Here is a 24,544-nt window from a genome sequence, read left to right as displayed (position 1 = left end):
AGCGCAGCGAACACGAGTTCGCGTAATTTTCCCCCAAGTCCACACATGCCAGAAGTCTGAACTGTCCTTTTCGTCCCCTAATTCACATAGCAATCTTTTGCGATGCATTTTCCGGTTGGCAAGGAAAAGCACCAGAACCCGGAGGGCCGGGCCCGGTGGCCATCCCCGCCACGGCACGACGCTCCGGGCTCGGCCGGGCAGCCCGCGCGCTCACCCCGACACCACCGGACGGGGTGGTCCAAGCGCCGTACACGACGAAGCCCCCGTGCCCGGAAGAGACCGAGTGCGAGGGCTTCGCGAGCTTCAGCTCGGGCGGGCTTGCCTACCCTTCCACCTGAACCTTGTCTGCCTGCATCCCCTTGTTTCCTTGAACAGCTTCGAAGCTGACCCTCTGCCCCTCCTGCAACGACTTGAAGCCGGTGCCCTCGATCGCCCTGAAATGAACGAAAAGGTCAGGTCCGGACTCCGGCGTGATGAAGCCGTACCCCTTCTCGTCGTTGAACCACTTCACTGTGCCGGTCTGGCGCTCAGCCACGTGTCTTCCCCATCGGTAGTAGGCGGTTGTCATCATCGAACCACAAAAATCATGGCATGGGATCGCCTCGGAAAGACGCAGAAACGGCCGGAAACAACCGACTTAGCGGACTCCGCCCCGGACACCCAGCGGCTACGCGCTCACCAGGACGAAACCCCGTGCCCACACTTCCATCCACCTCATGTGTCAACACCGGAGTGCACCGATGGATGAACAGAGAGGTAGACACGAGACACACTTCGGCTACGACCTGGTTTCGCAGGGGTCACCCTCCTAGCTACGTGTGAGCGATGAGGGGACCGCCTTACTGTCCGCATAGGCCCCGCGTGACGACTGCCTCCGCCTCTTGGACCAGGTCATCGTGCTACACCCTCATGAACAGTTTTCAAGAACAGACCGCAGCCCATCAGCACCCCGGTAACCGCTCAAATCCGCCACAAGATGACGCAACCTCCCCTTGGTGGTATCCCTCAGGTCTCCAGTCGGAACCGCCTCCGCCACCCGCATCCCCAGCTCAGTCGCGGCTTCTGCATCTCCAAGCGCTGCCTGAGCACGAGCCAACACGACCGTGGCAGCAGCCCACCCCGGGGACCCCACGCGTTTCAGCCTCGCCGACACTTCCGCGTGTTGGGCTCCGACTCCCGGATCATGGCCCAGCCTGGCTTCCCCGAGATGCAGCTCGAATTCCGCCCGATCGAACCCGAACCGGCCCGGCACTTCCTCCGCGGTGTCCATGTACCGCTGTGCCTCCCTGCTCTCCCGTCCCACGCCTTCGCCATCCCCCAACGCGGCAAGGGCACGCAGACGACACCAGGCAGTGGTCTGAGCACGCCTCAATGAGGAGTCTGAGAACACTGCGGCCTGCTCCGCCAGCTCCAACGCGTCCACCGGCCGACTCTGGCCGAGAGTGACCATGGATTGGGCTCCCAACGCCCACCCCGATAGCCACCGATCACCGACTTGCTCTCCGACACGAGCCGCCGCGCTGAGGTGGATGAGGGCGCCAGCCGGGTCCCCAGTGTGGTGGGCGAGGTTGCCAAGAAGTGCAGACATCCAGCCGAGCACACGCCGAGTGTCGATGTCGTGGTGGCCCATGAGCAAACTCCGGCAGCGGGCCACTTCTGCCGCCAGCGCAGGGGGAGGATAGTCGCTGTACCGCAGTTCGTAGAACTCCAACGCCCGTGCCGCAAGGTCGGGAGTGCTCCCGCCAGGGCCAGTGAGGGCGATGCTGTCAGCGACGGCTGTGAGTTCGGGGTACTCGGCGGGCATGTGGTGCTCCTGTCGCGGCTGCGGTATGCGGTGACCGTACCAACCGGGGGTGCACAGTGGCAGGGGGACACCCAGGCGCTCTGGAGTCACCCCGTAGACACGAGTGAGGGCTTGGACATAGTCGGGGCCGGGGCGGGTGTGACCGTGCTCCCACCGGCACAACATGGCAGTGGTAAGACCGGGAGGCGCAAGCCCGTCCGACCGGTACACCTGGGCGATGGCTTCGACAACGTGGGGGCGCGACCACCCGTAGGCGAGACGCCATGCCTCCAGGCGGGTGATGGGTAGGTCCCGAGCGATCTGAGCAGCGATCGCAGGGACGGTAGCGCCGTAACGCTGCTGGTCGGCGCGGATACGGGCAGCGTCGCGGGCGAGCTGGGCGCGAGTCGCGCGAGTGACCTTCACGTCCGTCTCCCAGAGATCGGGGGATTCGGGGACGTACCCGGAGCGGGATGGGGCCAACATTGCCGTCGCGGTCAATGTTCGCTCACCACAACCGCATTGATGCGCCTATCAGCGGTGGCGTCCACTAGGAGGCACACCCCCGGTCGGAGCCCTCCTCCGGGGACGGGAAGGAGACACTTGATGACCTCCATCATCGACACCCCCACTACTACTCGTGACCCCCGTAGCTTCGTCGCTCCCGAGGTGTGGGAACGACAGATCCTTCTGCTGACCCGCGACCACCCCTGGGACTCGGTCATGGCCGACCGGTGCTTCGGCCAGGCCGTCGCCTACCTGGTCACCGCCATGGAGAAGTGGGGACAGGGCCTGGAAGTCGGATGCGGGCCGCTCGTGGACATCGCCGTGCACGGGTTCATCCTGGACACGGTGAACTACCGCGAGTTCTGCCACCACCACTTCGACGGGAGGTTCTTGGAGCACGTCCCCGAGATCGCTTTCAAGTACGACGGAACGGTGGAACGCACCGCCCGCATCATCGAGTCCAATGGGTTCGCGGTGGACTGGCCGCTGTGGGACCGTGACGCGATGCGATGCAGCCCCTGCCACCCGGGCAGCAATTGCCACTGACAAGCCTGAGTAGAACCCGGACGAGGCCGACACCTGCGGAGGTGTCGGCCTCTTTCGTTGTTCCCCTGCCGTCTCAGCTTTGCCGTGGCTACCGTGGTGCGGGTCCTGTCTCCTGAGCCGCGAGGACCGCAACCATGGCCAACCCGACCACGGACGTCCCGGGTTACTGGGACCGCTACGCCCAAGGCGTCGCCCCACAGGACCCGGAGGAGGCGCTGGCCACCGCCTTGGAGTGGACTCAGTACCCGGGCCACGGGCCCGGATTCGAACTGCTGGGGGAACCCGCCTCCGCGTTGGAGCTGGGGTTCGGGCAGGGGGCGGCCGTCGCCGCACTCTCCTCTCAAGGTGTGAAGGCCTCGGGGCTGGACGTGTCACCGGTGGCGGTGGAGCGGGCCCGCCTCCGGTGGGACCGCCTGGGCGCGGAGTTCCACCATGCGGACGTGGTCGAGTTCCTGGCGGGAACCGGCCAGCGGTGGGACGCCGTCTACTCGGTGTGGGGAGCGGCCTGGTTCACCGATCCCGACGTGCTGTTCCCGCTGGTGCACGAACGTCTGGAACCCGGCGGCCTGTTCGTGTTCTCCCACGCCCCCGCGGTTCCCGGATCGTACGGAGTGCAGGGCATGTACGGAGGTGGGTTCAACGGCCGGAAGGTGTGGGTGTACCGGTGGGCCTACGAACCCGAGGTGTGGGAGGAGATTCTGGTTGGTCACGGGTTCCGTGAGGTGCGCGTGTGGGAGGAGTCGGCCCCGGAGGCCGACCATGTGGGAACCCTGATCGGAACCGCTTCCCGTTGAGTTCCCGTGCCGCCGCCGGGACAGTCCGCGCGGGCAACGACGTCGGCCGAACGGCGACCGGCCTCCGGCCACTCCGCGCCCCTGGACCACCGCCGGCACACGGAAATACATTTCGGAAATCTTATATTTTTCCACCCATAGTGCATTTGCCATCTCAATATCACGGATCTTTTCGCGCGTGAATAACGTTTTTAACATTGGCCGAAACGGGCCCAAGATGGTTGCTTCGTCCCACCCCCGGGCATCTCAACGGAAGTGGCGCGCGAGGTCGGGAAAGGCGAGAATTCCGCGGTTCCACTGATAAGTGGTGGAACACCGTCGTGCCCACCCCGTTCAGCGGACCCATTTCCGGAAGAGGAAAGGGGGATCAGCGGCCGGTGTCCGGGCTGCCGAAATCCTCCGCGTTCAGCGTCGCCCCACAGGTGCACCGGTCTCCCCCGGACCGGCCGTGCCACAGGTGTTCCTGAGAGTTCAGCGCAATACCCCCAATGGACGGAGACGATTGACATGGCGCACTGGAAGCAGATCTCCGGAGGACTGACGAGGATCTCGGCGGGCTCCCGCACCAACGTGTGGGGTGTCAACGCCAGCGGGGCCATCTACCGCTACACCAACGACGACGCCAACCCCTGGATCAAGATCCCCGGAGGGCTGGTCGAGATCAGCGCGGCCGCCGACGGAACCGTCTGGGGCGTCAACGCCAACAACAACATCTACCGCTACACCGGCGACCAGCCCTGATCCGGGTCCGCGACAGGTGAGGGCCTCCCGCGTCGACGGAGTCGCGGGGGGCTCCCCGCCTGCCCCGTCCTGTGGAACAGGGTGCCCATGCGCAGGCTGTTCCGGCCGCCGGGACGCTCACGCGCCCGGCAACGCCGTCCCCGCCCCACGGTTCATGACGCTCTCCTCTGGGCGAGACGCTGGAGTTGCCCTGCGTGGATGTCGCTCACCCATTCCCAGCCGGGCTCAGGCGAGTCGACCCGCGGGTCGTCGGGGACAACGCCGTCGCGCAGGGCGTGTACGTACGCGCGGTCCTGTTCGATCCGTGCGTGTACCTGATCAGCTCCGCAGACGGACCCGTGACCGGGGATGACGACATCGACGTCGCCCGCCACGTCCGCAAGCCGTTGCAGCCCGACGAGGTAGTCCTCGACCGGGTCATTGGTGTCGTTGAAGTCGTCGAGCATCGGAACGAAGACATCAGACAGCATGTCACCGGCCACGAGCACCCCGCGTTCCCTGATCAGCAGCGCCGCATGGCCCGGGGCATGCGCCGGATGCTCAATGATCCGGACTTCAGGGCCGTCCCAGGGAATCCGCACAGTTCCGGCAGGCAGACCAGTGATGAGGCCGTACAGGTCCAGCGGTGTCTCCTCGGCGATTTCCGGCGGTAGCCCCTCGGCGGCGCGGGCCTTCCAGTCCGCATCTGACCGCACAGCCCGCATGTCGGCCGCGCAGCGGGCTGTGCCGTAACGGGGAACGTCGCCGAGGTCGGCGTGCCAGAGCACGTGATCCCAATCAGGATGCGTCGAGAAGCCTGCCACGACGGGCTGGCCCGTCTCGGACAGGTCGTTCGCAAGACAGGTCAGTTCGTCGCCGGTGAGCCCGGGATCGATGAGCAACACACCCGCCCGGCCTTGCACGACAACGGCGTTGTTCCGGAGCAACTCGCTTTGGTGGATCAGCACACCCTCCGCGACCTGCGTCAGCATGGCGGCCCTACCCTTCTTCGCGGGTTGATCGAGCCATTCGCAGACAGCTCGGTGAGGTCGGTGATCGTGTAGTCGCCGGAGCTCGGCTTGCTGCTTGGGACTGAGCTCGGGCTGCTTGCCGCAGATTATCGACAGCCAGAGACAGGAATCCGGCGGCACGTCGGCCGGAGGGTGCGAGGGGGCGGCGCCTTCAGGAGACGCCGGGAATGATCGCGGGCCCCACGCCCCAGCCCGCCGGGTGCGAGCAGCGAGCGCGCTGTGTGACGGTGGATCGACCTCGACACCCCGATCCCGCTCACACACGAGCAGATCGCGCATGCTCTGGACGTCGGCCTCGGGCGGGTTCGCGCTGTGCCGCTACCGGACGCGCACCGCCGCGAGCAGGGCGGTCCACTCGGCCTCCGGTCAGTTCCTCCGGTACTCCGATGACGTCCGTGCCGGAGCCCTGTCGCCGCTGTCGGCCGCGACGGCAGGACCGCCGCCCGCACCCGGGTCGTGCGTGAGGGTTCCGAGCAGGGTCATCGCGTCGGCCGACATCTGGTCGGCCGGGGTGTAGACCTCCAGGCGGTGGTCGGGGCTGTCGGCTTGCAGCCAGATCTGGAACTCCATGCTCAGCTCACCTACCAGGGGATGACGGAAGCGCTTGGTGCCGCCGACACACTCCCCCACGCGGCCGGACGCCCAGAGGGAGGCGAACTCGGGGTCCTTCATGCTGAGCTCCCCGACGAGTTCGGCCAGGCGGGTGTCGTCGAGGTACTTGCCGCTGATCCGCCGCAGGTAGGCGACGTTCGTGCACGCCTCGGTCTTCCAATCCGCGTAGGAACCCCGCACCCGCGGGTCCAGGAACAGCAGCCTCGGCATGGACGGCCGTGTCGCGGGGTCCGCGGTGCTCTCGAACGGCAGGTGCGGGGCCAGCAGGGCGTGGCCCGTCCGGGTCCAGGCCAGCACGTCGTTGCGCCGCCCCAGGAGCACTGCGGACTGGTCGGACACGGCCTCCAGCATCGCCAGCGCCCGGGGGTGCGGCCGCTCGGGCCGGGTCCTGGGCGCGGGGCGCAGCGGGGAGGGTTTGGCCAGGTCGAGCAGGTGCTCCGTCTCGGTCGGCGTCAGCTGTAGCGCCCGAGCCAGGGCGAGGAGCACCTCGGTGGAGGCGTTGCGCGCCTGTCCCTGTTCCAACCGTGTGTAGTAGGCGACGCTGACACCGGCCAGCTGGGCGACTTCCTCGCGTCGCAGCCCGGGAACCCTGCGGCGTCGGCCCCAGCTGACGACGTCGGTCCGTTCGGGGTCCAGGGCGGCGCGGCGTGAGCGCAGGAACTCGCCCAGGTTCCCCGATGGTGTGCTCGCCGAAGGTGTCATACACACCAGGGTAGGCCTCCTGACCTGCGCGAGCATGACCCTGTCAGTGGTAGGAACCCCGGGTGCACGCTCAACGGGTGTCTGGCTGCCGCGTCCCGGGCCGGTCAGGCTGGTGGGCATGCTTTCGCAAGACAACGCCTCACGCACCCGCTTGGTGCTGCTGACCCTGGCCGCCGGCGCCTTCGGAATCGGCACCACGGAGTTTGCGATCTCCGGCCTGATGCCCGGAATCGCCACCGAATTCGGAATCTCGGTCACCACCGCGGGCTGGGCCGCGACGGCCTACGCCCTCGGCGTCTTCCTCGGCGCCCCGGTCCTGGTCCTGCTCGGGCAGCGGTTCGAGAAGAAGAGGTTCCTGCTCGTCCTCATGGCCCTGTTCGTGGTCGGGAACCTGCTGACCGCCTTCGCCCCGTCCTTCGCGCTGACCCTCCTGGGCAGAGTCGTCTCCTCGCTGACCCACGCGGCCTTCATCGGCATCGGCTCGATCATCGCCTCGCGCGCGGTTCCCGCGCACAGGAGGACCAGCGCGATCGCGTTCATGTTCTCCGGCCTGACCCTGGCCACGCTCATCGGCACCCCGGTCGCCACGTGGGTCTCCACGGAGTTCTCCTGGCGGAGCTCGTTCCTGGGGATCTCGGCGATCGGCCTGATCGTCCTGGTCGGCATCCTCGCCTGCATCCCGGCGAGCGACACCGACGAGTCGTTCGACCTCGCCGCGGAGGTCCGCGCCTTCGCCAATCCGCAACTGCTGCTCGCGATGCTGATCACCATCCTCGGACCGGCGGGGTTCTTCACCTCCATCACCTACGTCGCCCCGATCACCATGAACGCGACCGGCACCCCGGAGAGCTGGGTCACGGCCTACATGCTCGTCTTCGGGCTCGGGCTGTTCATCGGCAACATCGTGGGGGGACGGCTGGCCGACAGGAACCTCATGGGCCTGCTGCTGGGCAGCCTGGCCCTGCTCACGGTCACGCTGCTCGCGTTCTGGCTCGCCGCGGGAAGCGTCGTGGTCACGTTCGCGGCGGTGTTCCTCATGGCCGCCGCCGGGTTCGCCACGGTCTCCCCGATCCAGCGTCTGGTGATGGAGCGGGCCGAACGCGCTGGTGCTCCGAACCTCGCGTCCTCGATGAACATCGGCATGTTCAACCTCGGCAACGCCATCGGCGCCTGGCTGGGCGGCTACGTCATCAGCGCGGGGCTCGGTGACAGCAGCCCCAACCTCGCGGGCGGCCTGCTCGCCGCCGGGGCGCTCGTGATCGGGGTCGTCATCTGGTTGCAATCCAGGAAGTCCGCCACCGGTCGGCAGTCTGCCGAACTGGCTCGGGTCCGATGATCCCGAGAGCGCGGGTCCAGCGTGCACAGCGGATGTTGCTCGGTCGAATGCGCAGCTGAACCGATGGTTCGCTGAGTTGCGCGCGGGTGAGAAGTGGTTGGGTGGGATGGCTGAGGCAGCTGAGGCGTGGACCGATCACCGGGCCGGGTCCAGTCCGGCGTAACGGTGAGGAGGGTTCCGGCTGTGGGCTGACGTCCCGGCCGGGCCTTTCGGCCTATGGGCAGCATGGCGACAACGCGATAGCTTCTGCTGCGTGTCAGCATGAAACCGGCCCCGCCCACTACGCCTGGGCGGGGCCGGTTCGCGCTGTGCTGCTACTGGACGCGCACCGCTGCGAGCAGGGCGGTCCACTCGGGCGCCGGGGCCGCCAAGTGACCCAGCTGCCGGTTCTGGGTGTCGCGCACGTCTGTGAAGACGCCCTCTCGGACCTCGACGCAGTTACCTCCACCGCCGTCGCTGTAGCTGGACTTGTGCCAGTCAGACCTCACAGCTCATCCCTTCGTGACAGCGAGAACAGCAGTCCACTCCTGTCGAGTAAATGTCAGATGCCCTTGGTGACGGTTCTGGGTGTCACGAACCTCTGCACCGACAGCACCCTCACGGGCCTCCACACAGTTCTCCGCAGCAGTGCTGTAGGAGGACTTATGCCACTCCGTCATCGGAATTCCTCAGCCTTCTTCCTTAGCAGGTCGACCGTTGCGCCCGGCGACCGGGCCCTGGCCTGCAACTCACTAAACAGCATCCCATACTGGCGTACTCGGCCGGGGTCGTCTGTGGTCTGGCCTAGGTACAACGATTCGGCGTAGAGCACATCCGGAGCGTTCATGCTAGACAGGAGCGAAAAGGGCCCACCCAGGCCGAGCTGGGGAAGGGCGTCCCAGTCGAACACCTGGAGCATGATCCGAGCGGACTCCATGAGTTTCACGACGTTGGCAAATTGGTCCGACATTACTTTCGGGGCAGCCACAGGGCGGATGACCACAGCATAGTCAAGGACTATGTGGTAATGCGGAGCTTCCCCTTCAAGAACTGACTGTCCTTGGGACTCACGCAACGCAACTCGCTCATCCACTGTTTTTGCGGTGAACCATGGAGCACTTGATTTTATGACTGCGCGCGCATACCCCGGCGTTTGCAGAGGGGCGGGGAAGAGCACCGGCTGGTACTCCCGAATCACCTGAGCCGACTTCTGGAGCAGGTGGAACTCATCCAGCCAGTCGATGGTCTCCGGCTGGTAAAGCTCAGCGTACTGCCGCGCGAGGACGCCGCCCGCTTCGAGAACTTCGTCGGCTTTGTCAACTCGTGCAGCATGAAGCGGGCATTGTCCGTTTTCAACGTTCCCAATGTGCCCGTCACTACACCTGAGCTGGTCAGCAAGCCATGCCTGCGTTCGCCCGCGCTTCTTGCGCAGTCGCATTAGAGCTGCACCAAAACGGACATCTGAGGGGTTTTTATCTTTCGACACATGACCACTGTAAGCGAACCCTCAGGAACCCTCAAGAGTCCGCATTTAGATCTCAAGAATCTTCAGTTTTCCAGAAACAACTTTCTGGCACCTTACTCGATGGTGTTCCCTTGTGACAGCAGCGAGGGCCGCCCCCTTCGCTAAGCCAGAAACCAGGGACGGCCCCACGCAAAAGCCTCGGAGACCGAAGTAGAGAGCGGTCGCCGAGGCCATATGCCCCACCTGTCCCGCAAAGACACGAGGTGAGACCAATGAAGTCTACCGTTCCGCCCATCCCGCTTCCACGCCGACTGTGCGGAACCGCCACCAACTCAGGCATCCTGCTCGGCCCCGAACTCGGCCACGTCAAGATCGCCCGCCGCTGGGCCGCCCAGGCCACCCGCTCCCGACCCAGCCTGGCCGAACCCGTCAGCATCGCCGTATCGGAAATGGTCACGAACGCGCTGCGTCACTCGGCGTCCGGGCTTTCCGGCGGCAGCATTCGCGTGGAGATCGAACGCACCTCACGCCATCTCGAACTCCGGGTCACCGACAACGGACCCCGCCCCGGCGAGGAACCCACGTTCCCGCGCGTGCCCGGTCCCGAACCCATGCGTCCCAGCGGCAACGGGCTGCGTCTGGTCGAGGCCCTGTGCTCCTACTGGGACTGGAAGCAGCACTCCTGCGGCGCGATCACCGTCCGCGCCGTCTTCCCCTGGTAACCCACGCACCCCTGTGAGCGCTCAGCGCTCCATGCTCCGCACCACCCGACCTGTCCCCCGGGCCGGTGCGGACGGGCCGGTGCCCTGCGCGCCAGCCCTGGGGCCCCGCCTCCTCCTTCCCCGGGGAGGCGGGGCCACCCCACCCGATCGACCACTCACACAACACAGAGCAAGAACACCGAGCACGGAAAGCCCCTCATGCCCGACTACAGCTACCTCCTCGACGGCCGCCCCGACGTCCTCACACCCAGCGAAGTCGCCGCCCTCTTCAACATCCGACCCCGCAGCCTCCACCGAGGCCAATGGGACAACGCCCTCAAACCCTTCCGCACCCCCGGCGGAGCACGCCGCTACCCCAAAGAACACATCGCCACCCTCCTCAACCAGCCGGACGAACCCTCCCTCCCCAACGCCTGAGTCGGGGTGAAGGACCCGCACGGCCTCACGACCGCGCGGGACGACCACCGTCTCGCCAGGCCGGGAACCGCGCCGTGGCCGGACCCGACCACCGCCGCCGCATGCCTTCGGCCACGTGGGCCCGACTCGGCGGGCCCCGGCTTGATCGCAGGCGCACGGCAACTGTCGGGAACCACATCGCCCGCGCTCGTTAACGTCACCGGTGAACGAAGGGGGAAGCGATGCTGGACCGGTTGAACAAGGCCCTGGAACACGTCGAGGAGGACCCCGGCCGCCCGGTGGACGTGGCGGCGATGGCGCGCACCGCGCTGACCTCCGAGCACCACCTGCGCCGGATGTTCGCCGCCCTGGCGGGGATGCCGCTGTCGGAGTACGTGCGCAGACGCCGCCTCACCCTGGCCGGAGCCGAGGTGCTGGAGGGACGCAGGACGCTGCTCGACATCGCCGTCGGCCACGGGTACTCCTCGGCCGAGGCGTTCACCCGGGCCTTCCGCGCCGTGCACGGCGTCACCCCCGGCCAGGCCCGGCGCACCGGGGCCGCGCTGGTCTCCCAGCCCCGCCTGGCCTTCCACCTCACCATCGAAGGGAGCACCACGATGCGCTACCGCATCCTCGACAAGGACGCCTTCGCCCTGGTCGGGCCGGGAAGGCGGATTCCTCAGGTCGACGAGGGGCCCAACCCCGACATGGTCGCCTTCACCGAAGCGGTCGACGACGCCACCTGGGAGCGGCTCGACGCGCTCAGCGACCAGGAGCCCCGCGGCGCGCTGTCGGTGATGGTCGCCCTGCCGGACGGGGAGGAGGTGGACTACTACGTCGCCGCGGCCACCGCCGCGCCCGCCTCCGTCCCCGAGGGGATGGAGCGCCTGGAGGTTCCCGCGGGCACCTGGGCGGTGTTCCCCTTCGAGCGGGTGGCCTTCCCCCACGGGTTGCAAGCGCTGTGGCGCGCGGTCTACACCGAGTGGTTCCCGGCCCACCCGACCTACCACACCGCCCGCGGCCCGGCGATGGTGGCCGTCGAGCACCAGGAGGAGCCCGACCTCGGTTCGGGCCACCTGTGGCTGCCCGTGGAGAAGCAGGGCCCGGCAACGGGGTGAGCGTGCCTCGACCCTGACGGGGCGTCCCGCAGGTGGCACGACACGACGGCCCCGCGCGCCCTCTGAAGGCTGCGCGGGGCCGTGCCGAGATCTCAGCGGGCGGGGAGGATCCTGCCGGTCACCTCACCGAAGTGCACGGTGGTTCCGTCCGGGCCCGGGGCCGTAGCAGTAATAGTCACCTCGTCGCCGTCCTCCAGGAAGGTCCGCTCGGTGCCGTCGGGCAGGCTCAGCGGCTCCTTCCCGCTCCAGGTCAGCTCCAGGAAGCACCCCCGCTGCTCGCGCTCGGGACCGCTGACCGTACCGGAGGCGTACACGTCCCCGGTGCGCAGGGACGCCCCGTTGACGGTCATGTGCGCGAGCTGCTGCGCCGCCGTCCAGTACATCTGCGAGAACGGCGGCGTGGAGACCAGGTGCCCGTTCAGCCGCACCTCCAGGCGCAGGTCCAGGCCCCAGGGCCCGCCGTCGCCCCGGAGGTAGGGCAGCGGCTCGGGGTCCTGGGCGGGCTGCTCCACGCGCGCGGATTCCAGCGCGGCCAGCGGCACGATCCACGGCGACACCGACGTGGCGAACGACTTGCCCAGGAACGGCCCCAGCGGCACGTATTCCCAGGCCTGGAGGTCCCGGGAGGACCAGTCGTTGAGCAGGAAGACCCCGAACACGTGGTCGGCGAAGTCGTCCACCCCCACACGCTCGCCCATCTCGGTTCCGGTCCCGACGACGAAGCCCACCTCGGCCTCGATGTCCAGGCGCACCGAGGGCCCGAAGACGGGAACGGGCTCGGTCGGCGGCTTGCGCTGGCCGGTGGGGCGCACGATGTCGGTCCCCGAGACCACGATGGTTCCCGAACGCCCGTGGTAGCCGATGGGCAGGTGCTTCCAGTTGGGGGTGAGGGGCTCCTGGTCGGGGCGGAACATGCGGCCGACGTTGCTGGCGTGGTGCTCGGAGGCGTAGAAGTCCACGTAGTCGGCGACCGTGAAGGGCAGGTGCATGCGCACGGACGCCCGGTCCACCAGGTGCGGGCGCACGGCCTCGGCGCGCGCGGGGTCGGTGAACCAGTCGGTGAGCGCGGCGCGCACCTGGTCCCACACCGGCCGTCCGGCGGCCAGCAGGGCGTCCAGACTGGGCCGGTCGACGGTGTCGGCGAAGGGCGCGTCCAGGGCGCGGGCCGCAGCCCCCAGGTCGAGGACGTGGTCACCGATGGCCACGCCCGTGCGCGGCGCGGGGTCGTCGGCGGTGCCGAACACGCCGTAGGGCAGGGTGGCCAGGCCGAACTGCGCGTCCGGGGCGAGGTCGAGCCAGCTGTCGGGCATGGCGTTCGCTTTCTTGGAGTGGACGGTTTCTCGAAGCGGGGGGCTCTTCACATGGACAGGGTCTCCGAGCGGCCGGGCCTCGGGGCGTACAGGTTCCCGAAGTGGACGGCCTCCCGAAGCGGACGGGCTCCCGAAGCGGGCGGCCCCTCGGAGCAAACAGGACCCTGAAGCGGTCAGGCCCCAGGGTCAGACGGTTCAGCGGGCGCGGGAGGCGGACAGCGCCCCGAGCACGACCAGGTCCTCCAGGGGTTCGGTGACGCTGCACGTGCCGAAGGAGCGGAACCGGCCGCGCACCCGCCGAGCCTCGTCGTCGGTGAGCTTGGCGGCCAGGGCCGCCAGGCGCGGGCCGTCGCGGTCGGCCAGCACGAGGGCGGCCTCCCGCTCGGAGGCCCCGTCGAGCAGGGCGGCCGTGGCCAGCAGCACGTTGAGGAAACCGTGCTGCTCGAAGCCCTCGTCGGTGGTGTGGCGAACGGCGTGGTGGAGCCCGGCCGTGCACTTGAAGGGCACGTCCAGTTCCACGGCCGAGTGCAGGAACTCGGCCAGCTCCTCCTCCGCGGGATGGGCCTCGACAGTGAGCCCCCCGGTGCGGAACTTGGCGCTGTGGCCGGTGCCCGCCAGCGACCGCAGTTCGGCGGGCACGTCCCCCTGGCGGGAGACCTCCACGAACCCCTCGGCCCCCTCGGGCAGGTGCTCGGTCAGCCGCGCGGCGACCTCGGCGGCCGTCCCGGGCGCGGCGGCGGCCTCCACCCCGGCCAGGCGCAGCGCCGGGTCCGTGCCCGCGGCCGCGACGGCGGGGCCGACGCCCTCGGCGCCGCCGGGGACGGTGACCACGACCGCGAGCGGGCCGTGGCCCGGCTCCTCACGCGCCAGGACGGCGCGCAGTTCGCCCACGCGCGCGTCGGAGACCAGGAACGGGCCGACGTACTCGGCGCGCTGCCCGGCCCGGTGGGCGCGGTGGGCGGGCAGCGCCCCGCCCATGGGGGCGTTGCCAGGCGGGAAGAGGGCGGCGTCGTCGAACAGGCCGCGGTACAGCTCGGCGCTCACCGCCGCTCCCTCCGTCCCCCGGCCCAGGTCCAGGCGTAGACTCCGTCGTCGCTGGCCAGGCCGCCCTCGCCCAGGTCGAGCGGGCGGAAGGTGTCGACCATGACGGCGAGTTCGTCGAAGGCCTCGGCGCCGATGCTGCGCTCGTAGGCGCCGGGCTGCGGCCCGTGGGAGTGGCCGCCGGGGTGCAGGGAGATGGAGCCCTGGCCGATCCCCGAACCCTTGCGGGCCTCGTAGTCGCCACCGCAGTAGAACATGACCTCGTCGGAGTCCACGTTGGAGTGGTAGTAGGGCACCGGGATGGCGCCGGGGTGGTAGTCCACCTTGCGCGGCACGAAGTTGCAGATGACGAAGTTGTGGCCCTCGAACACCTGGTGCACGGGCGGCGGCTGGTGCACGCGGCCGGTGATGGGTTGGAAGTCGGCGACGTTGAAGACGTAGGGGTACAGGCACCCGTCCCAGCCCACGACGTCGAAGGGATGGGTGGGGTAGGTGTAGCGGGTGCCGGAGATGCCCCCGGGCCCGTCGCCGCGGTGCTTGATGAGCACGTCGACGTTCTCGCCCTCGGCCAGCAGCGGCTTGGAGGGGCCGCGCAGGTCGCGTTCGCAGTAGGGGGCGTGCTCCAGGAACTGCCCGTAGCGGGACAGGTAGCGCTTGGGCGGGGCGATGTGGCTGTTGGCCTCCACCACGTAGGCGCGCAGGGGCTGGTCGCCGGTGGGCACCCAGCGGTGGGTGGTGGCGCGCGGCAGGACGACGTAGTCGCCCTGGCCGACCTCCAGCAGGCCGAAGACGGTCTCCACGCGGGCGGTGCCCGACTCCACGTACACGCACTCGTCGCCGATGCCGTTGCGGTACAGCTCCGAGGGCGCCCCGGCGACCACGTAGGAGATGCGCACGTCGTCGTTGCCCAGGACCAGGCGGCGCGACTCGACGACGTCGGCGGCCTTCCACTCCTGGTCGGAGAACAGCTCGTGCAGCTTCAGGTGGCGCGGCACCATCGGGGCGTTGCGGGTGCGGGACTGGTCGGGGACCTCCCACTCGGCGGCGTCGACGATGGCCGAGGGGATGGCGCGGTGGTAGAGCAGCGAGGAGTCGGCGGAGAAGCCCTCCTCCCCCATCAGCTCCTCGTAGTACAGCCCGCCCTCGGGGGTGCGGTGCTGGGTGTGGCGGGTGCGGGGCACCTCGCCGACCTGGCGGTAGTAGGCCATGGCGGTGTTGTCCCTTCCGTGTGGAGTGGGTCCGGGTCAGGCGGTCGGGGCGGGCTCGTCGCCGCGCGGGTCGGGGGCGGCGCCTGCGGGGCGGTCCGTGGCGGCGGAGGCCCTGGGTTCGGAAGTCCGGGCGGCGGCCGGGCCGCCCGCGCCGCCCGGCGCGGGCGCGGTGGCGGGCCGGTCGGTCGCGGTGGACGAGATGGGCTCGCCGCCCGCGCCGCCCGGCGCGTTCGCGTCGGATCGCTCGTTCGCCCCGCTGGCCGCGTTCGCGTCGGACGCGCCGAACGTCGGGGCGGGCACCGTCGGGGCCGGGGCGAACCCCAGCGCGGTGCGCACGGCCGTGCGCACGGCGTCGGGGTCGGCGCCCGCGACGACGGCGGCGACGTGGGCGTCGGGGCGCACCAGCCACACCTGTCCCGGTTCGGGGGCCAGTGCCCTGGTCAGCGCGCCGGTGGTGTCGATCCGGTCCAGGTACAGGGCGGTGACCGGCGCCGGGGTGGCCCCGCGCGCGGCGGCGCGCACGCCCTCCAGGAACGCGTCGGGGTCAGCGCCCTCGGGGGCGGCGCCCACCAGCAGGGTCAGGCCCTCGCGCAGCAGGGGGCGCAGGCGCGCGGGGGCGTCGGCACCGGGCAGGTCGCCGGACAGGTCCACGGGTGCGTCGGGCAGGACCACCCCGGGGCAGGGGGCGGGCGCCCGGCCGCGCGGGGGCCTGCCGCCGAATGGCCGTTCGGGGCAGGGGGTGGTCAGGGACGAGTCGGTGTACCAGAAGGGTTCGGCCAGGCGTCCGGAGTCGACCCGGGCGCGGGCCGCCTCCTCGGTGAGGGCCGCTTCGAGCACGGCCAGTCGGACGCGGTGCTCCTCCTCGTCCTGGGGGACGAGGAAGCGCATGGTGGCGCTGGTGACGTCGGCGTTCTCCAGGGCGGCGGCGTGGCGCTCGGCGTGGTAGCTCTCCAGGAGTTCCTCGCCCGCCCATCCGGCCAGGACGTAGGCGAGCTTCCAGGCGGCGTTCTCGGCGTCCTGGACCCCGGAGTTGAGGCCGCGTGCGCCGAAGGGGGCGACCAGGTGGGCGTTGTCGCCGAGCAGCAGGACGCGGCCCGCGCGCATGCGTTCGGCCACACGGGTGTGGAATCGGTAGACCGAGTGCCAGACGATCTCGTAGGGCCGCTCGCCGATGATCTGGCGGATGCGGGCCTCCAGTCGGCCGCTGGCCTCCTCGGCGTCGAGGTCGAAGTCGGAGGGCACCTGCCAGTCGATGCGGTACACCGAGCCGGGGCAGGGGTGGATGAGCACCTGGCGGCCGGGGTTCCACTCGGGGTCGAAGTAGAAGCGGCGTTCGCGCTCCCATCCGGCCAGGTCGGCGCGGATGTCGCAGATGAGGAAGCGGTCGTCGAAGGTGGTGCCGTCGAAGGACAGGCCCAGGGCCTCGCGGACCACCCCGCCGTGGGCGCCCAGGCAGGACAGGGCGTGGGAGCCGCGCAGGCGGACGGGGCCGTCGGGGGTGCGGCACTCGACGGTGACGCCGCGCGCGTCCTGGGAGAGGCCGGTGACCCGGTGGTTCCACAGGGTGCGCACCCCGGCGGCGGCCAGGCGCTCGTCGAGGACCTGTTCGGTGCGGGACTGGGAGATGTTGACGAACGGCGGCAGGGGCGAGGCGCCCGGGTCGGGGAGGCGGACGCTGAACAGCTCGCTGTCGCGGTAGAAGGTGCGGGCGGTGTCCCAGGTCAGCCCCTCCTCGGCGACCTGTCCGGCGCCGAGCCAGTCCCAGACGTCGAGCACGTCGCGCTGCTGGCAGATGGCCTTGGAGCCGACGGCGTCGCGTTCGGGCCGTGCGTCCATGAGCAGTACGGGGACGCCCCGCCGGGCCAGCAGCAGGGCCGCGGTCTGGCCGACCGGGCCCGCGCCGAGCACCAGGACGGGTTCGGCGGCGGTGTCCGCGGGAGTGCGTGGAGCGGGGGGTCGCATCTGGTGGCTCCGTTCGGCGTGGACGCCCCGTACGGGCGTGGAAGGGATCGGGAGTCGGCGGGCGGGGCGGCGGGTCGGCCGCGGCGGGTCAGCCCTGGAGCTGGTCCCAGACCTCGCGGTCGCGCTCGGCGGTCCAGATGACCGGGCGCTCGATGCCGGAGAACTCGTCCCACAGGCGGGAGACGTCGAAGGGCAGGCAGTGCTCGAAGATGGGCCAGTGGCCGTAGTCGCCGACGAGGGCGGCGTGGGTGGCCTCGAAGGCCTCCTTGAGGGTGCCGCCGCGTCCGTGGACGGCGCCGACCTCGCGGATCATGACGTCGAGGAAGCCGCGGGTCTGCTCGATGGCGGCGTCGACCTCCTCGCGGCCGCGGCTGACCGCGCCGCGCCCGCCGACGAGCATCTCGGCCTCCAGTGCCTTGACGCCGTCCAGGGTGGCCCCGGCCCAGTCGCGGTGGAAGGCGTCGCCGGTGTAGAGGGCGGCCTGGGCCTCGACGAGGTCCCCGGCGAAGAGGATCCTCTGCTTGGGCAGCCAGGCGACGATGTCGCCCTCGGTGTGGCCGCGTCCGAAGTACTGGAGGACCAGCTCGCCGCGGTCGCCGCCCAGGTCGATGGTGGTGCGGTCGGCGAAGGTCTGGGTGGGCCAGGTCAGCCCGGGCACGGAGTCGGCGTCCTTGGCCAGGCGCGGCATGCGGGCGAACTCGCTGGCCCAGTCCTCCTTGCCCCGCTCGCGGATGAGCTCGTGGGTCTTCTCGTGGGTCAGGATGATCTCGGCGTCGAAGGCGCTGGCGCCCAGGACGCGGACCGCGTGGTAGTGCGAGAGCACCAGGTAGCGGATCGGCTTGTCGGTGTGCTCGCGCAGCTTGGCGAGCCACTCCCCCGCGGCGGCGGGCGTGGCCAGGGCCTCGAAGGCCACGAGGAAGTCCTCGCCCTCGATGGCGCCCACGTTCGGGTCGCCCTCGGCGGTGAGGGCGTAGACGCCGTCGGCCAGGACCTCCAGGGTCTGCTCCTTGGCCTCGGTGTCGGCGGATGAGGCGAACGGCTTGGCTGCCATGGTCGGGGCCCTTCACTCGCTCCGGACGGCTGCCGCCGCCCAATTGATCAAAGGTTTGATGATCCTGACCATAACGTGCTCCGCGCCACAGGACCAAGAGGCCCGGAGCCCACTACTGAGTGATACAGATCACATGATACGACGGGGGCGGGCGTGCCCGCCGACCTCCCACCTGGCGGTTCGCGCCCGCAGTCGTGAAGGGGGTGCGCGGCGCGCGCGGCGGCTCCGACCGGTGCCGACGCGCGCGCCGTGCCGCCCGCCGTGTGCCGGAACCGGGGGCGGCCGTCCGCCGACCGGCGCGGACGCGCGGGGCCGGGCTCGACCGGTCCCGGCGGGAGATCAGGCACTAGGCTGACCGACGTGACCCACGACACCGCCCCCGAACTCACCTTCTGGTCCTTCGTGGACTACGCGGTGCGGAAGGCCGAGCAGGAACTGCCCTCCGTGAACGCCGACGCCATGCGGATGGTCCTGACCCTCAACCGGGCGACGAGCATGGTCATCTACGACCTGGAGTCGTCCGTGCACCGCCCGCGCGGTCTCACCTGGCCCGGGTTCCGGGTGATCTTCGCGCTGTGGCTGGCCGGGCCCATGGAGGCCAAGACCACCGCCGAGATCTCGGGGATGAGCCGGGCCGCGCTGTCCGCGCTGCTCAACACCCTCGAACGCGACGGGCTCATCGTGCGCGAGCGCGCCGCCCACGACCGGCGCGCCCTCCAGCTCAGCCTCACCGAGGCCGGGTACCGGGCGATCCTCGGCGGTTTCCGGGCGCACAACCGGCGCGAGAGCGCATGGGCCGAGGCGCTGGAACCCGACGAGCGCCGGGAACTCGTGCGCCTGCTCAACAAGCTCATGGCGGGCTCCACCGAGGCCGAGGCCAAGTTCCGCATCTGAGATCCGAGGTCGCCGGGGGCTGGAAGAGGGGCCGCACGGTCCGCTCCGACCGCTCCGAGCGCCGTCCGGCGCGGAAGGCGGTCCGCGCCCGTCGGCCCGATTGCCTCGGCCGCGCCAAAGGCAGTCCGTTCCCGGCCGGAATGGACCTTGAGCGGCCCCCGCCGCGCTGTGAGCATCAGGGGCATGGACGAAGCCGGACGGGCCCGCCTGCGGGCCGCGCAGCAGGAGTTCGCTGCCGAGAACACCTACCTCAACACCGCCACGCACGGCCTGACGCCCCGGCGGGCGTTGCGGGCCCTGGACGGGCACACCCGCGACGTGGCCGCGGGCCGGTTCCAGCCGGGTGCGGCCGACGCGGGCATCGAGCGCGCCCGCTCCGCCTACGCGCGCCTGAACGGGGTGTCCCCCGCCAATGTGGCCATCGGCAGCCACGCCTCCCAGTTCGTGGGCACCGTCGCCGCCAGCCTGGCCCCGGGCGCGCGGGTGCTGACGGCGGCCGACGAGTTCAGCTCGGTCGTCCACCCCTTCATGGCCAGGGCGGACGCGGGGATCAGCGTGCGGGAGGTGCCCCTGGCCGACCTGGCCTCACGGGTGGGACCGGACACCGACCTGGTGGCCGTCTCGGCCGTGCAGTCCGCCGACGGCGCGATCGCCCCCGTGGAGGACCTGATCGCGGCCTGCGCCGACCACGGGGCGCGGCTGCTGCTGGACACCACCCAGGCCGCCGGGTGGCTGCCGCTGCCCGTGGACCGGGTCGACTACACGGTGTGCGCCACGTACAAGTGGCTGCTGGGCCCGCGCGGTTCTGCTCTGCTCACCGGCACCGAGGAGGCACTGGCCGAACTCTCCCCGCTCGCCGCGAACTGGTACGGGGCGCACGAGCCCTGGAAGTCGCTCTACGGCGGTCCGCTGCGGCTGGCCGAGGGCGCGCGGCGCCTGGACCTGGCGCCGGTGTGGGGGGCGTGGGTCGGGCTGGAGGAGACCCTGTCCCTGGTGGAGGAGGTGGGGGTGGAGGTCATCCGCGAGCACGACGCGGCCCTAGGCGACCGCTTCCGCGAGGCCATGGACATGGAGCCCGCCGGGTCGGCGATCGTGTCGGTTCCGGTGCCCGGGGGCGCGGTGGAGCGCGTGGCCGAGGCGGGGATCGTCACGGCGGCCCGCAACGGGCGGATGCGCGCGGCGTTCCACCTGTACAACGACGAGTCCGACGTGGACCGGCTGGTCAAGGCGCTCAAGGGCTGAGGCGCTGAAGGGCTGAGGACGCGGGTCCGGCCCCGCCGGTGGGCGGGACCGGACCACGCGCCCCCGCGGTCAGAAGACCGTGCCGCAGAAGGGCGCGCGGGAGCGGCGCAGGGCCGCGTCCAGGCGCTCCACCGCACCCGGGGTGTGCTCGGTGACCAGACCCGCGCGCAGGTAGCCGTCCAGGGTGGTCTGGCCCAGGTGGGCGGCGCCCAGGTGCGACACGTCCAGGCTGACGTCGGGGGCGGCGTCGGTGGCCTCCACTCGGGCGCCGCCGGTGTCGGCCTTGACGTGCCAGCGTCCGGCGTTCCAGGGGGCGAACCGGTCGGCGACCTCCAGAACCGCCTCGACGGGCGCGGCGTAGGAGCGCTCGGACAGGGCCCCGGGCACGTCCACCAGCCGCACCCACAGGGAGGTGTAGAGCGTGGGCGCCGCCCGGCCGCTGTCCACGAGCAGGTGGCGCAGCGGGTCGTCCACGGCCACGGAGTTGAAGGAGATCTCGGTGACCAGGTCGCGGTTGAACAGGTGGTCGTACAGGGCGGTCCAGGCGGCCGGGGTCGTGGCGGTGACCTCCTTGACGTACACCTCTCCGCGCGAGCCATCGCGCTCCCAGCTGTTGCGGGTGCGGTAGAGCGCGTAGCCCAGCGGTCCGTCGGGGCCGCTGACCACCGCGGCCCGCAGCGGACCGCGGCCCTCGCGGAACTGGACCTGGTCGCGCAGAGCCCGGTCCCACCAGTGGGCGGCGCGCTGGAACTGGCCGACCTGGACGGCGGCGACCTCGCGGTGGACGCGCTCCAGGTCCGGGCGCACCTGCCCGGGGTCGGCCAGGCGGACCCGCAGAGCGGGGTCGCGGGGCGCGTCGGCGCGCAGGCGGGCGTGGGACTGGCGGAAGGCGGTCTCCATCTCGGTGACCGCCGGGCCGTAGCCGAACCGGCCGTAGATGGCGCCCTCGGAGGCCCACAGCGCGGCGTAGTGTTCTCCGCGCGCGTGGATGTCGGCGAGCTGGCGGCGCATGAGCGCGCTGAGCACGCCGCGGCGGCGGTACGTGGGCCACACGCCCACGCCGGTCACCCCGGCCACCGGGCGGGGGCCGCCGGGCAGTGCCATCTCGAAGGCGAAGTCGTTGACCGCGCCCACGATCTCGTCCCCGTCCACGGCGACCAGGACGCGGTCGTAGCCCTCGGCGTCCAGAATGGGGCGCAGGAAGGGCTCGCGGTCCTCGGGCGGGTCCGAGGACAGCAGCGCCTCACCGACGACGCGCATCACCTCGGCGTACTCGTCGCGGTCGGTTCCCCGTACGGTCCATTCGGTCGGGGTGACGTCCCCTCCGGCGTTCACGGCTGCGGTCCTCCACTCTTCGAACCGGGGACCGGCGCACTCGCGGCGAGGGCGGGACGGGCCCGGGTTCCACTTCGTGTTCAGGTCGATACTGGCATGTTCCGGACATGGGGCCCAGGCCCCAGGCCCGGACAGCGCGCCCGTGGGTCCCGGCGCACGGCGCACAGGGCCCGGAGGGCCAGAGCCACAACGTACGGACTCCACCGGAGGGCGCGCCACTCCTTTTCGCGGTGCGGCTCCAGGCCGACCATGCGGTCGCGGCGCGCTGCCCTCAGGGCCTGCGTGGGAAGGGACCGGCTCCGCCCGGGCGGACGTGCGGCGTTCCGGAGCGGACAGGGACCGGCCCGGACGGGCGCGGACCGGTCCGGTTCGGTCAGGGGTCGGCCCGGTGCGCGCACTGGTGGCCGACCGCGTCCGGCCACTACCTTGCTGGCATGATCGTGCGCTCCGCCCGCCCCGGGGACGGCCCGGGCATCGCCTCCCTGATCGGCCGCGCCTCACCGCACCTGGACAAGAAGGGCTACCCGGCCTCGCTGCTGCCCGAGGACATGGTGGTGCTCGTCGCGGAGGCGGACGGCGCGGTGGTGGGGTGGGTGGAGGGCGTGCTGGACGGCGTCTACGAGGGGCCGGGGAGCCCGGCACCGCCACCGCACGGGTACGTGCTGGCGGTGGTGGTGGACCCGGGCTGGAGACGGCGCGGGGTCGGCAGGGGCCTGCTGGAGGGGTTCGTGGACCGGGCCCGCGCGGCCGGGGTCGAGTGGGTGTTCCTGCTGCCCGAGGAGGGCGAGGGCGCCGAGGGCAGGGTGGAGTTCTTCCTCCGGTGCGGGTTCACTCCCGTGCACGCCCCCGACAGGGAGTGGCCCGCCATGGGGCGGTGGACCCGCGGCGCCGGGTAGCCCGGAGTAGAGCCGGTACGGGCGTCCGCCGGTGGAAACCGACCGTACGCGCCGGGCATCCAACACCGCGCAGATCACCCCCTGAGGAAGGAGCCCATGGCATTGCGATCATGGCTGGCCGTATTCACGTGCGTGACGTTGTTGGTCTCGGGCTGCACCCTGCCGGGCTCCCAGGACGAGCCCCGGCCCGAACCGGACCGCGAAGGGCAGCAGAACGGTGCGGACTACCCGGAGGGGCCCTTCGTACGGGAAGGACAGGTCGGGTCCAACCTGTTCCGGACCCGGATCTCGGTGCACCACGTCGAACGCTGGGAGGACCGGAGCGTCCTGCGGTTGACGGTGACCCCCCTCAACGACCAGGGCGAGGACAGGGAGGACCTGATCCTGCCCGCCCCCTTCGGTACCGGGGCCCTCGACCGCCAGCACAGCGCCTTCAACCTCGTCGATCCGCTTGAACAGGCCTTCTACTCGCCGGTCCGCGACGAGTCGGGGGAGACCACCATCGGCAGCGAGGTGGTCCCACACTGGGTGATGGACGCCGACTACGAGTACCAGGTGCACTTCCCCCCGCTGCCCGAGGACACCGAGCGGATCACCCTGGTCGTGAACGGCTCGTTCGGTGAGTTCACCGGTATCCCGGTCATCGACGGCGAACCCCCGTCGGAGCCGCCCGGCGACAGCGTCGACCCGTCCGACATCAGCCCCGGCGACACGGTGGCAGTCCCCCTGCGCGAGGCGGAGATGACCTCCGAGCCCGAAGCCTACGCCCGCGACCTGTACAGCATCATCGAGGACTCCTCACGAACCCGGACCTCGACCACCGACGAGGAGACCATCGGCCTGCACGCCGACGTACTGTTCGACTTCGACGAGGCCACCCTCACCGCCGAAGCCGAAGACGTGCTGGCCGAGGTCGTACAGGAGACCCGGGAGAACGCCGACCCGTCGCGGCCGCCCATCCGCGTCGTCGGCCACACCGACGGCCGCGGCAGCGAAGACTACAACCAGGACCTGTCCGAGCGCCGCGCCCAGGCCGTCCTGGACGTCCTGGAGGAAGGTCTGGGCACCGAGTACGAGTACGAGATCGAAGGGAGGGGGGCCGAGGAACCCCTCGTCGAGGAGGGCGGCGCCGACGACGAGGAGGCACGGGCGACCAACCGCCGTGTGGAGGTCTCCTACAAGATCAGGCAGCCCGGCGACGCCCAAACCGGCGCCGAACAGCGGACCGGGTCGCCCGACGGCCGGACCGGCGCCGCTGCTCCCCCGGCGCCCTTCCGCGCCGAGGACGGTGAGGTGATCGACACGGCCGAGGCGGGCCTGGTCCAGGGCAACGCCGAGTACGAACTCGGCGTGCGTCCGCTGTACCGGGACGGCGCCTACCTCGTCGGGGTCTTCGACATCCGCCACATGGACACCGGCGGCACGGTCCCACCGGTGCTGCGCCCGCTCAACTCCCGGGACTACCCGGGCGGGCGGTTCACCGCGTTCAGCCTCACCGCCGATGGAAACGAGGACGTGCACTACCGGGCGGTGCGCGTGGGGCCCCGGCCGACCGAGGACCTGGAGCGCGCCCGGTACCTGACCACCCCGCAGTGGCCGGTACGGCCGCTGGAGACCGGTCACACCGAACGCGTCTTCGTCTACTTCCCGGCGCCGTCGGCGGAGACGGACGCCGTGACACTCCACGCGGCGGACTTCGGGACCTTCGAGGTCCCCGTGGAGTAGGGGCCGTCCACCGCGGGCACTCACCGTGCCCGCGGTGGCGCCTCCCATGGCCGGTCGTGGCCGAGGTCTGTCAGGGCCTCGGCCACGACCCGCCCGCCGCTGACCACGTCCTCCCGGAGCGGGGGTGTCGTGGTGGTCTCCTAAGGCGTAGAGCTCCTCTCCCGAGGGC

24 protein-coding genes are annotated in these 24,544 nt (G+C 70.6%); 11 read left to right on the top strand and 13 right to left on the bottom strand.

Annotated features, from left to right (window positions below; translation table 11 throughout):
- Positions 1-322: 322 nt before the first annotated feature.
- Together ACSTA4_RS13825 and ACSTA4_RS13820 are read right to left on the bottom strand one after the other, a co-directional pair.
- Entirely contained in the window at positions 323-568 is a 246-nt protein-coding gene (locus tag ACSTA4_RS13825) for a cold-shock protein (RefSeq protein WP_444963895.1), read from the bottom strand.
- A 339-nt stretch (positions 569-907) separates the two neighbouring features.
- Positions 908-1,804, bottom strand: a complete 897-nt coding sequence (locus tag ACSTA4_RS13820; RefSeq protein WP_444963894.1) for a hypothetical protein — start codon at positions 1,802-1,804, stop codon at positions 908-910.
- Between the two features lie 585 nt (positions 1,805-2,389).
- Here ACSTA4_RS13820 and ACSTA4_RS13815 point away from each other — a divergent pair.
- The 3 genes from ACSTA4_RS13815 (at position 2,390) to ACSTA4_RS13805 (ending at position 4,371) form a co-directional block, all read left to right on the top strand.
- Positions 2,390-2,836 carry a glycine-rich domain-containing protein gene (locus ACSTA4_RS13815; RefSeq protein WP_444963893.1) on the top strand — a complete coding sequence of 149 codons (447 nt, stop codon included), beginning with the start codon at positions 2,390-2,392 and terminating at the stop codon, positions 2,834-2,836.
- 134 nt (positions 2,837-2,970) lie between these two features.
- Positions 2,971-3,630, top strand: coding sequence for a class I SAM-dependent methyltransferase (locus ACSTA4_RS13810; protein WP_444963892.1), 660 nt, complete (start codon positions 2,971-2,973; stop codon positions 3,628-3,630).
- 507 nt (positions 3,631-4,137) lie between these two features.
- Positions 4,138-4,371 (top strand): tectonin domain-containing protein, encoded by a 234-nt coding sequence (locus ACSTA4_RS13805; RefSeq protein WP_444963891.1) that lies wholly within the window; start codon positions 4,138-4,140, stop codon positions 4,369-4,371.
- Positions 4,372-4,523: 152 nt separating this feature from the next.
- Here the strand turns inward: ACSTA4_RS13805 and ACSTA4_RS13800 are convergent, their stop codons facing one another.
- Complete coding sequence (locus ACSTA4_RS13800; protein ID WP_444963890.1) at positions 4,524-5,342, bottom strand: MBL fold metallo-hydrolase; 819 nt, start codon at positions 5,340-5,342, stop codon at positions 4,524-4,526.
- Positions 5,343-5,747: 405 nt separating this feature from the next.
- Entirely contained in the window at positions 5,748-6,695 is a 948-nt protein-coding gene (locus tag ACSTA4_RS13795; RefSeq protein ID WP_444963889.1) for an MmyB family transcriptional regulator, read from the bottom strand.
- 118 nt (positions 6,696-6,813) lie between these two features.
- Here ACSTA4_RS13795 and ACSTA4_RS13790 point away from each other — a divergent pair, with 118 nt between their 5' ends.
- A complete protein-coding gene (locus ACSTA4_RS13790) occupies positions 6,814-8,031 on the top strand; it encodes an MFS transporter (protein ID WP_444963888.1) in 1,218 nt (405 codons plus the stop codon).
- A 314-nt stretch (positions 8,032-8,345) separates the two neighbouring features.
- Here the strand turns inward: ACSTA4_RS13790 and ACSTA4_RS13785 are convergent, their stop codons facing one another.
- The 3 genes from ACSTA4_RS13785 to ACSTA4_RS13775 are packed head-to-tail and all read right to left on the bottom strand — an operon-like array spanning position 8,346 to position 9,496.
- On the bottom strand, positions 8,346-8,519 hold the full coding sequence (locus ACSTA4_RS13785; RefSeq protein WP_444963887.1) for a DUF397 domain-containing protein: 174 nt from the start codon (positions 8,517-8,519) through the stop codon (positions 8,346-8,348).
- A gap of 3 nt (positions 8,520-8,522) precedes the next feature.
- Positions 8,523-8,690 carry a DUF397 domain-containing protein gene (locus ACSTA4_RS13780; RefSeq protein WP_444963886.1) on the bottom strand — a complete coding sequence of 56 codons (168 nt, stop codon included), beginning with the start codon at positions 8,688-8,690 and terminating at the stop codon, positions 8,523-8,525.
- The gene (locus ACSTA4_RS13775) at positions 8,687-9,496 is read right to left on the bottom strand and encodes a helix-turn-helix domain-containing protein (protein ID WP_444963885.1); all 810 of its coding nucleotides are present in this window, start codon (positions 9,494-9,496) and stop codon (positions 8,687-8,689) included. The genes ACSTA4_RS13780 and ACSTA4_RS13775 overlap by 4 nt, the downstream gene beginning before the upstream one ends.
- A 251-nt stretch (positions 9,497-9,747) precedes the next feature.
- Between ACSTA4_RS13775 and ACSTA4_RS13770 the strand changes: the two genes are divergently transcribed.
- From ACSTA4_RS13770 to ACSTA4_RS13760, 3 genes are all read left to right on the top strand, one after another.
- Positions 9,748-10,197, top strand: a complete 450-nt coding sequence (locus tag ACSTA4_RS13770) for an ATP-binding protein (RefSeq protein ID WP_444963884.1) — start codon at positions 9,748-9,750, stop codon at positions 10,195-10,197.
- A gap of 198 nt (positions 10,198-10,395) precedes the next feature.
- On the top strand, positions 10,396-10,614 hold the full coding sequence (locus ACSTA4_RS13765; RefSeq protein WP_444963883.1) for a helix-turn-helix domain-containing protein: 219 nt from the start codon (positions 10,396-10,398) through the stop codon (positions 10,612-10,614).
- 221 nt (positions 10,615-10,835) lie between these two features.
- Entirely contained in the window at positions 10,836-11,711 is an 876-nt protein-coding gene (locus ACSTA4_RS13760; protein ID WP_444963882.1) for an AraC family transcriptional regulator, read from the top strand.
- Positions 11,712-11,803: 92 nt separating this feature from the next.
- Here the strand turns inward: ACSTA4_RS13760 and fahA are convergent, their stop codons facing one another.
- The 5 genes from fahA to ACSTA4_RS13735 form a co-directional block, all read right to left on the bottom strand.
- Positions 11,804-13,021: a fumarylacetoacetase gene (gene fahA, locus ACSTA4_RS13755; protein WP_444963881.1), complete on the bottom strand. Its 1,218-nt coding sequence runs from the start codon at positions 13,019-13,021 to the stop codon at positions 11,804-11,806.
- Positions 13,022-13,216: 195 nt separating this feature from the next.
- Positions 13,217-14,065: a hypothetical protein gene (locus ACSTA4_RS13750; protein WP_444963880.1), complete on the bottom strand. Its 849-nt coding sequence runs from the start codon at positions 14,063-14,065 to the stop codon at positions 13,217-13,219.
- The gene (locus ACSTA4_RS13745) at positions 14,062-15,270 is read right to left on the bottom strand and encodes a homogentisate 1,2-dioxygenase (RefSeq protein WP_444963879.1); all 1,209 of its coding nucleotides are present in this window, start codon (positions 15,268-15,270) and stop codon (positions 14,062-14,064) included. The genes ACSTA4_RS13750 and ACSTA4_RS13745 overlap by 4 nt, the downstream gene beginning before the upstream one ends.
- Before the next feature lie 36 nt (positions 15,271-15,306).
- The gene (locus ACSTA4_RS13740) at positions 15,307-17,232 is read right to left on the bottom strand and encodes an FAD-dependent monooxygenase (RefSeq protein ID WP_444963878.1); all 1,926 of its coding nucleotides are present in this window, start codon (positions 17,230-17,232) and stop codon (positions 15,307-15,309) included.
- Positions 17,233-17,320: 88 nt separating this feature from the next.
- The gene (locus ACSTA4_RS13735; protein ID WP_444963877.1) at positions 17,321-18,283 is read right to left on the bottom strand and encodes an MBL fold metallo-hydrolase; all 963 of its coding nucleotides are present in this window, start codon (positions 18,281-18,283) and stop codon (positions 17,321-17,323) included.
- Between the two features lie 360 nt (positions 18,284-18,643).
- Between ACSTA4_RS13735 and ACSTA4_RS13730 the strand changes: the two genes are divergently transcribed.
- Together ACSTA4_RS13730 and ACSTA4_RS13725 are read left to right on the top strand one after the other, a co-directional pair.
- Positions 18,644-19,177 (top strand): MarR family winged helix-turn-helix transcriptional regulator, encoded by a 534-nt coding sequence (locus ACSTA4_RS13730; protein ID WP_212640101.1) that lies wholly within the window; start codon positions 18,644-18,646, stop codon positions 19,175-19,177.
- Between the two features lie 183 nt (positions 19,178-19,360).
- The gene (locus tag ACSTA4_RS13725; protein ID WP_444963876.1) at positions 19,361-20,419 is read left to right on the top strand and encodes an aminotransferase class V-fold PLP-dependent enzyme; all 1,059 of its coding nucleotides are present in this window, start codon (positions 19,361-19,363) and stop codon (positions 20,417-20,419) included.
- A gap of 69 nt (positions 20,420-20,488) precedes the next feature.
- On the opposite strand, the gene ACSTA4_RS13720 is transcribed toward ACSTA4_RS13725, so the two are convergent.
- Entirely contained in the window at positions 20,489-21,754 is a 1,266-nt protein-coding gene (locus ACSTA4_RS13720) for a GNAT family N-acetyltransferase (protein ID WP_444963875.1), read from the bottom strand.
- A gap of 434 nt (positions 21,755-22,188) precedes the next feature.
- On the opposite strand from ACSTA4_RS13720, the gene ACSTA4_RS13715 reads away from it, so the two are divergent.
- Together ACSTA4_RS13715 and ACSTA4_RS13710 are read left to right on the top strand one after the other, a co-directional pair.
- On the top strand, positions 22,189-22,650 hold the full coding sequence (locus tag ACSTA4_RS13715) for a GNAT family N-acetyltransferase (RefSeq protein ID WP_444963874.1): 462 nt from the start codon (positions 22,189-22,191) through the stop codon (positions 22,648-22,650).
- A gap of 96 nt (positions 22,651-22,746) precedes the next feature.
- Positions 22,747-24,375: an OmpA family protein gene (locus tag ACSTA4_RS13710; RefSeq protein WP_444963873.1), complete on the top strand. Its 1,629-nt coding sequence runs from the start codon at positions 22,747-22,749 to the stop codon at positions 24,373-24,375.
- Positions 24,376-24,544 lie beyond the last annotated feature (169 nt).

Source organism: Nocardiopsis sp. M1B1 (assembly GCF_052466615.1).
This window is presented reverse-complemented; position numbering and strand designations above follow the sequence as displayed.

What these genes read in the sequence shown, in the direction of transcription:
- ACSTA4_RS13815 (WP_444963893.1), top strand. Translation starts at nt 2,390, where the DNA reads ATGACCTCCATCATCGACACCCCCACTACTACTCGTGACCCCCGTAGC.
- ACSTA4_RS13795 (WP_444963889.1), bottom strand. Translation starts at nt 6,695, where the DNA reads ATGACACCTTCGGCGAGCACACCATCGGGGAACCTGGGCGAGTTCCTG.
- ACSTA4_RS13825 (WP_444963895.1), bottom strand. Translation starts at nt 568, where the DNA reads ATGACAACCGCCTACTACCGATGGGGAAGACACGTGGCTGAGCGCCAG.
- ACSTA4_RS13745 (WP_444963879.1), bottom strand. Translation starts at nt 15,270, where the DNA reads ATGGCCTACTACCGCCAGGTCGGCGAGGTGCCCCGCACCCGCCACACC.
- ACSTA4_RS13740 (WP_444963878.1), bottom strand. Translation starts at nt 17,232, where the DNA reads ATGCGACCCCCCGCTCCACGCACTCCCGCGGACACCGCCGCCGAACCC.
- fahA (WP_444963881.1), bottom strand. Translation starts at nt 13,021, where the DNA reads ATGCCCGACAGCTGGCTCGACCTCGCCCCGGACGCGCAGTTCGGCCTG.
- ACSTA4_RS13725 (WP_444963876.1), top strand. Translation starts at nt 19,361, where the DNA reads ATGGACGAAGCCGGACGGGCCCGCCTGCGGGCCGCGCAGCAGGAGTTC.
- ACSTA4_RS13760 (WP_444963882.1), top strand. Translation starts at nt 10,836, where the DNA reads ATGCTGGACCGGTTGAACAAGGCCCTGGAACACGTCGAGGAGGACCCC.
- ACSTA4_RS13805 (WP_444963891.1), top strand. Translation starts at nt 4,138, where the DNA reads ATGGCGCACTGGAAGCAGATCTCCGGAGGACTGACGAGGATCTCGGCG.
- ACSTA4_RS13800 (WP_444963890.1), bottom strand. Translation starts at nt 5,342, where the DNA reads ATGCTGACGCAGGTCGCGGAGGGTGTGCTGATCCACCAAAGCGAGTTG.
- ACSTA4_RS13810 (WP_444963892.1), top strand. Translation starts at nt 2,971, where the DNA reads ATGGCCAACCCGACCACGGACGTCCCGGGTTACTGGGACCGCTACGCC.
- ACSTA4_RS13820 (WP_444963894.1), bottom strand. Translation starts at nt 1,804, where the DNA reads ATGCCCGCCGAGTACCCCGAACTCACAGCCGTCGCTGACAGCATCGCC.
- ACSTA4_RS13780 (WP_444963886.1), bottom strand. Translation starts at nt 8,690, where the DNA reads ATGACGGAGTGGCATAAGTCCTCCTACAGCACTGCTGCGGAGAACTGT.
- ACSTA4_RS13710 (WP_444963873.1), top strand. Translation starts at nt 22,747, where the DNA reads ATGGCATTGCGATCATGGCTGGCCGTATTCACGTGCGTGACGTTGTTG.
- ACSTA4_RS13735 (WP_444963877.1), bottom strand. Translation starts at nt 18,283, where the DNA reads ATGGCAGCCAAGCCGTTCGCCTCATCCGCCGACACCGAGGCCAAGGAG.
- ACSTA4_RS13770 (WP_444963884.1), top strand. Translation starts at nt 9,748, where the DNA reads ATGAAGTCTACCGTTCCGCCCATCCCGCTTCCACGCCGACTGTGCGGA.
- ACSTA4_RS13765 (WP_444963883.1), top strand. Translation starts at nt 10,396, where the DNA reads ATGCCCGACTACAGCTACCTCCTCGACGGCCGCCCCGACGTCCTCACA.
- ACSTA4_RS13715 (WP_444963874.1), top strand. Translation starts at nt 22,189, where the DNA reads ATGATCGTGCGCTCCGCCCGCCCCGGGGACGGCCCGGGCATCGCCTCC.
- ACSTA4_RS13790 (WP_444963888.1), top strand. Translation starts at nt 6,814, where the DNA reads ATGCTTTCGCAAGACAACGCCTCACGCACCCGCTTGGTGCTGCTGACC.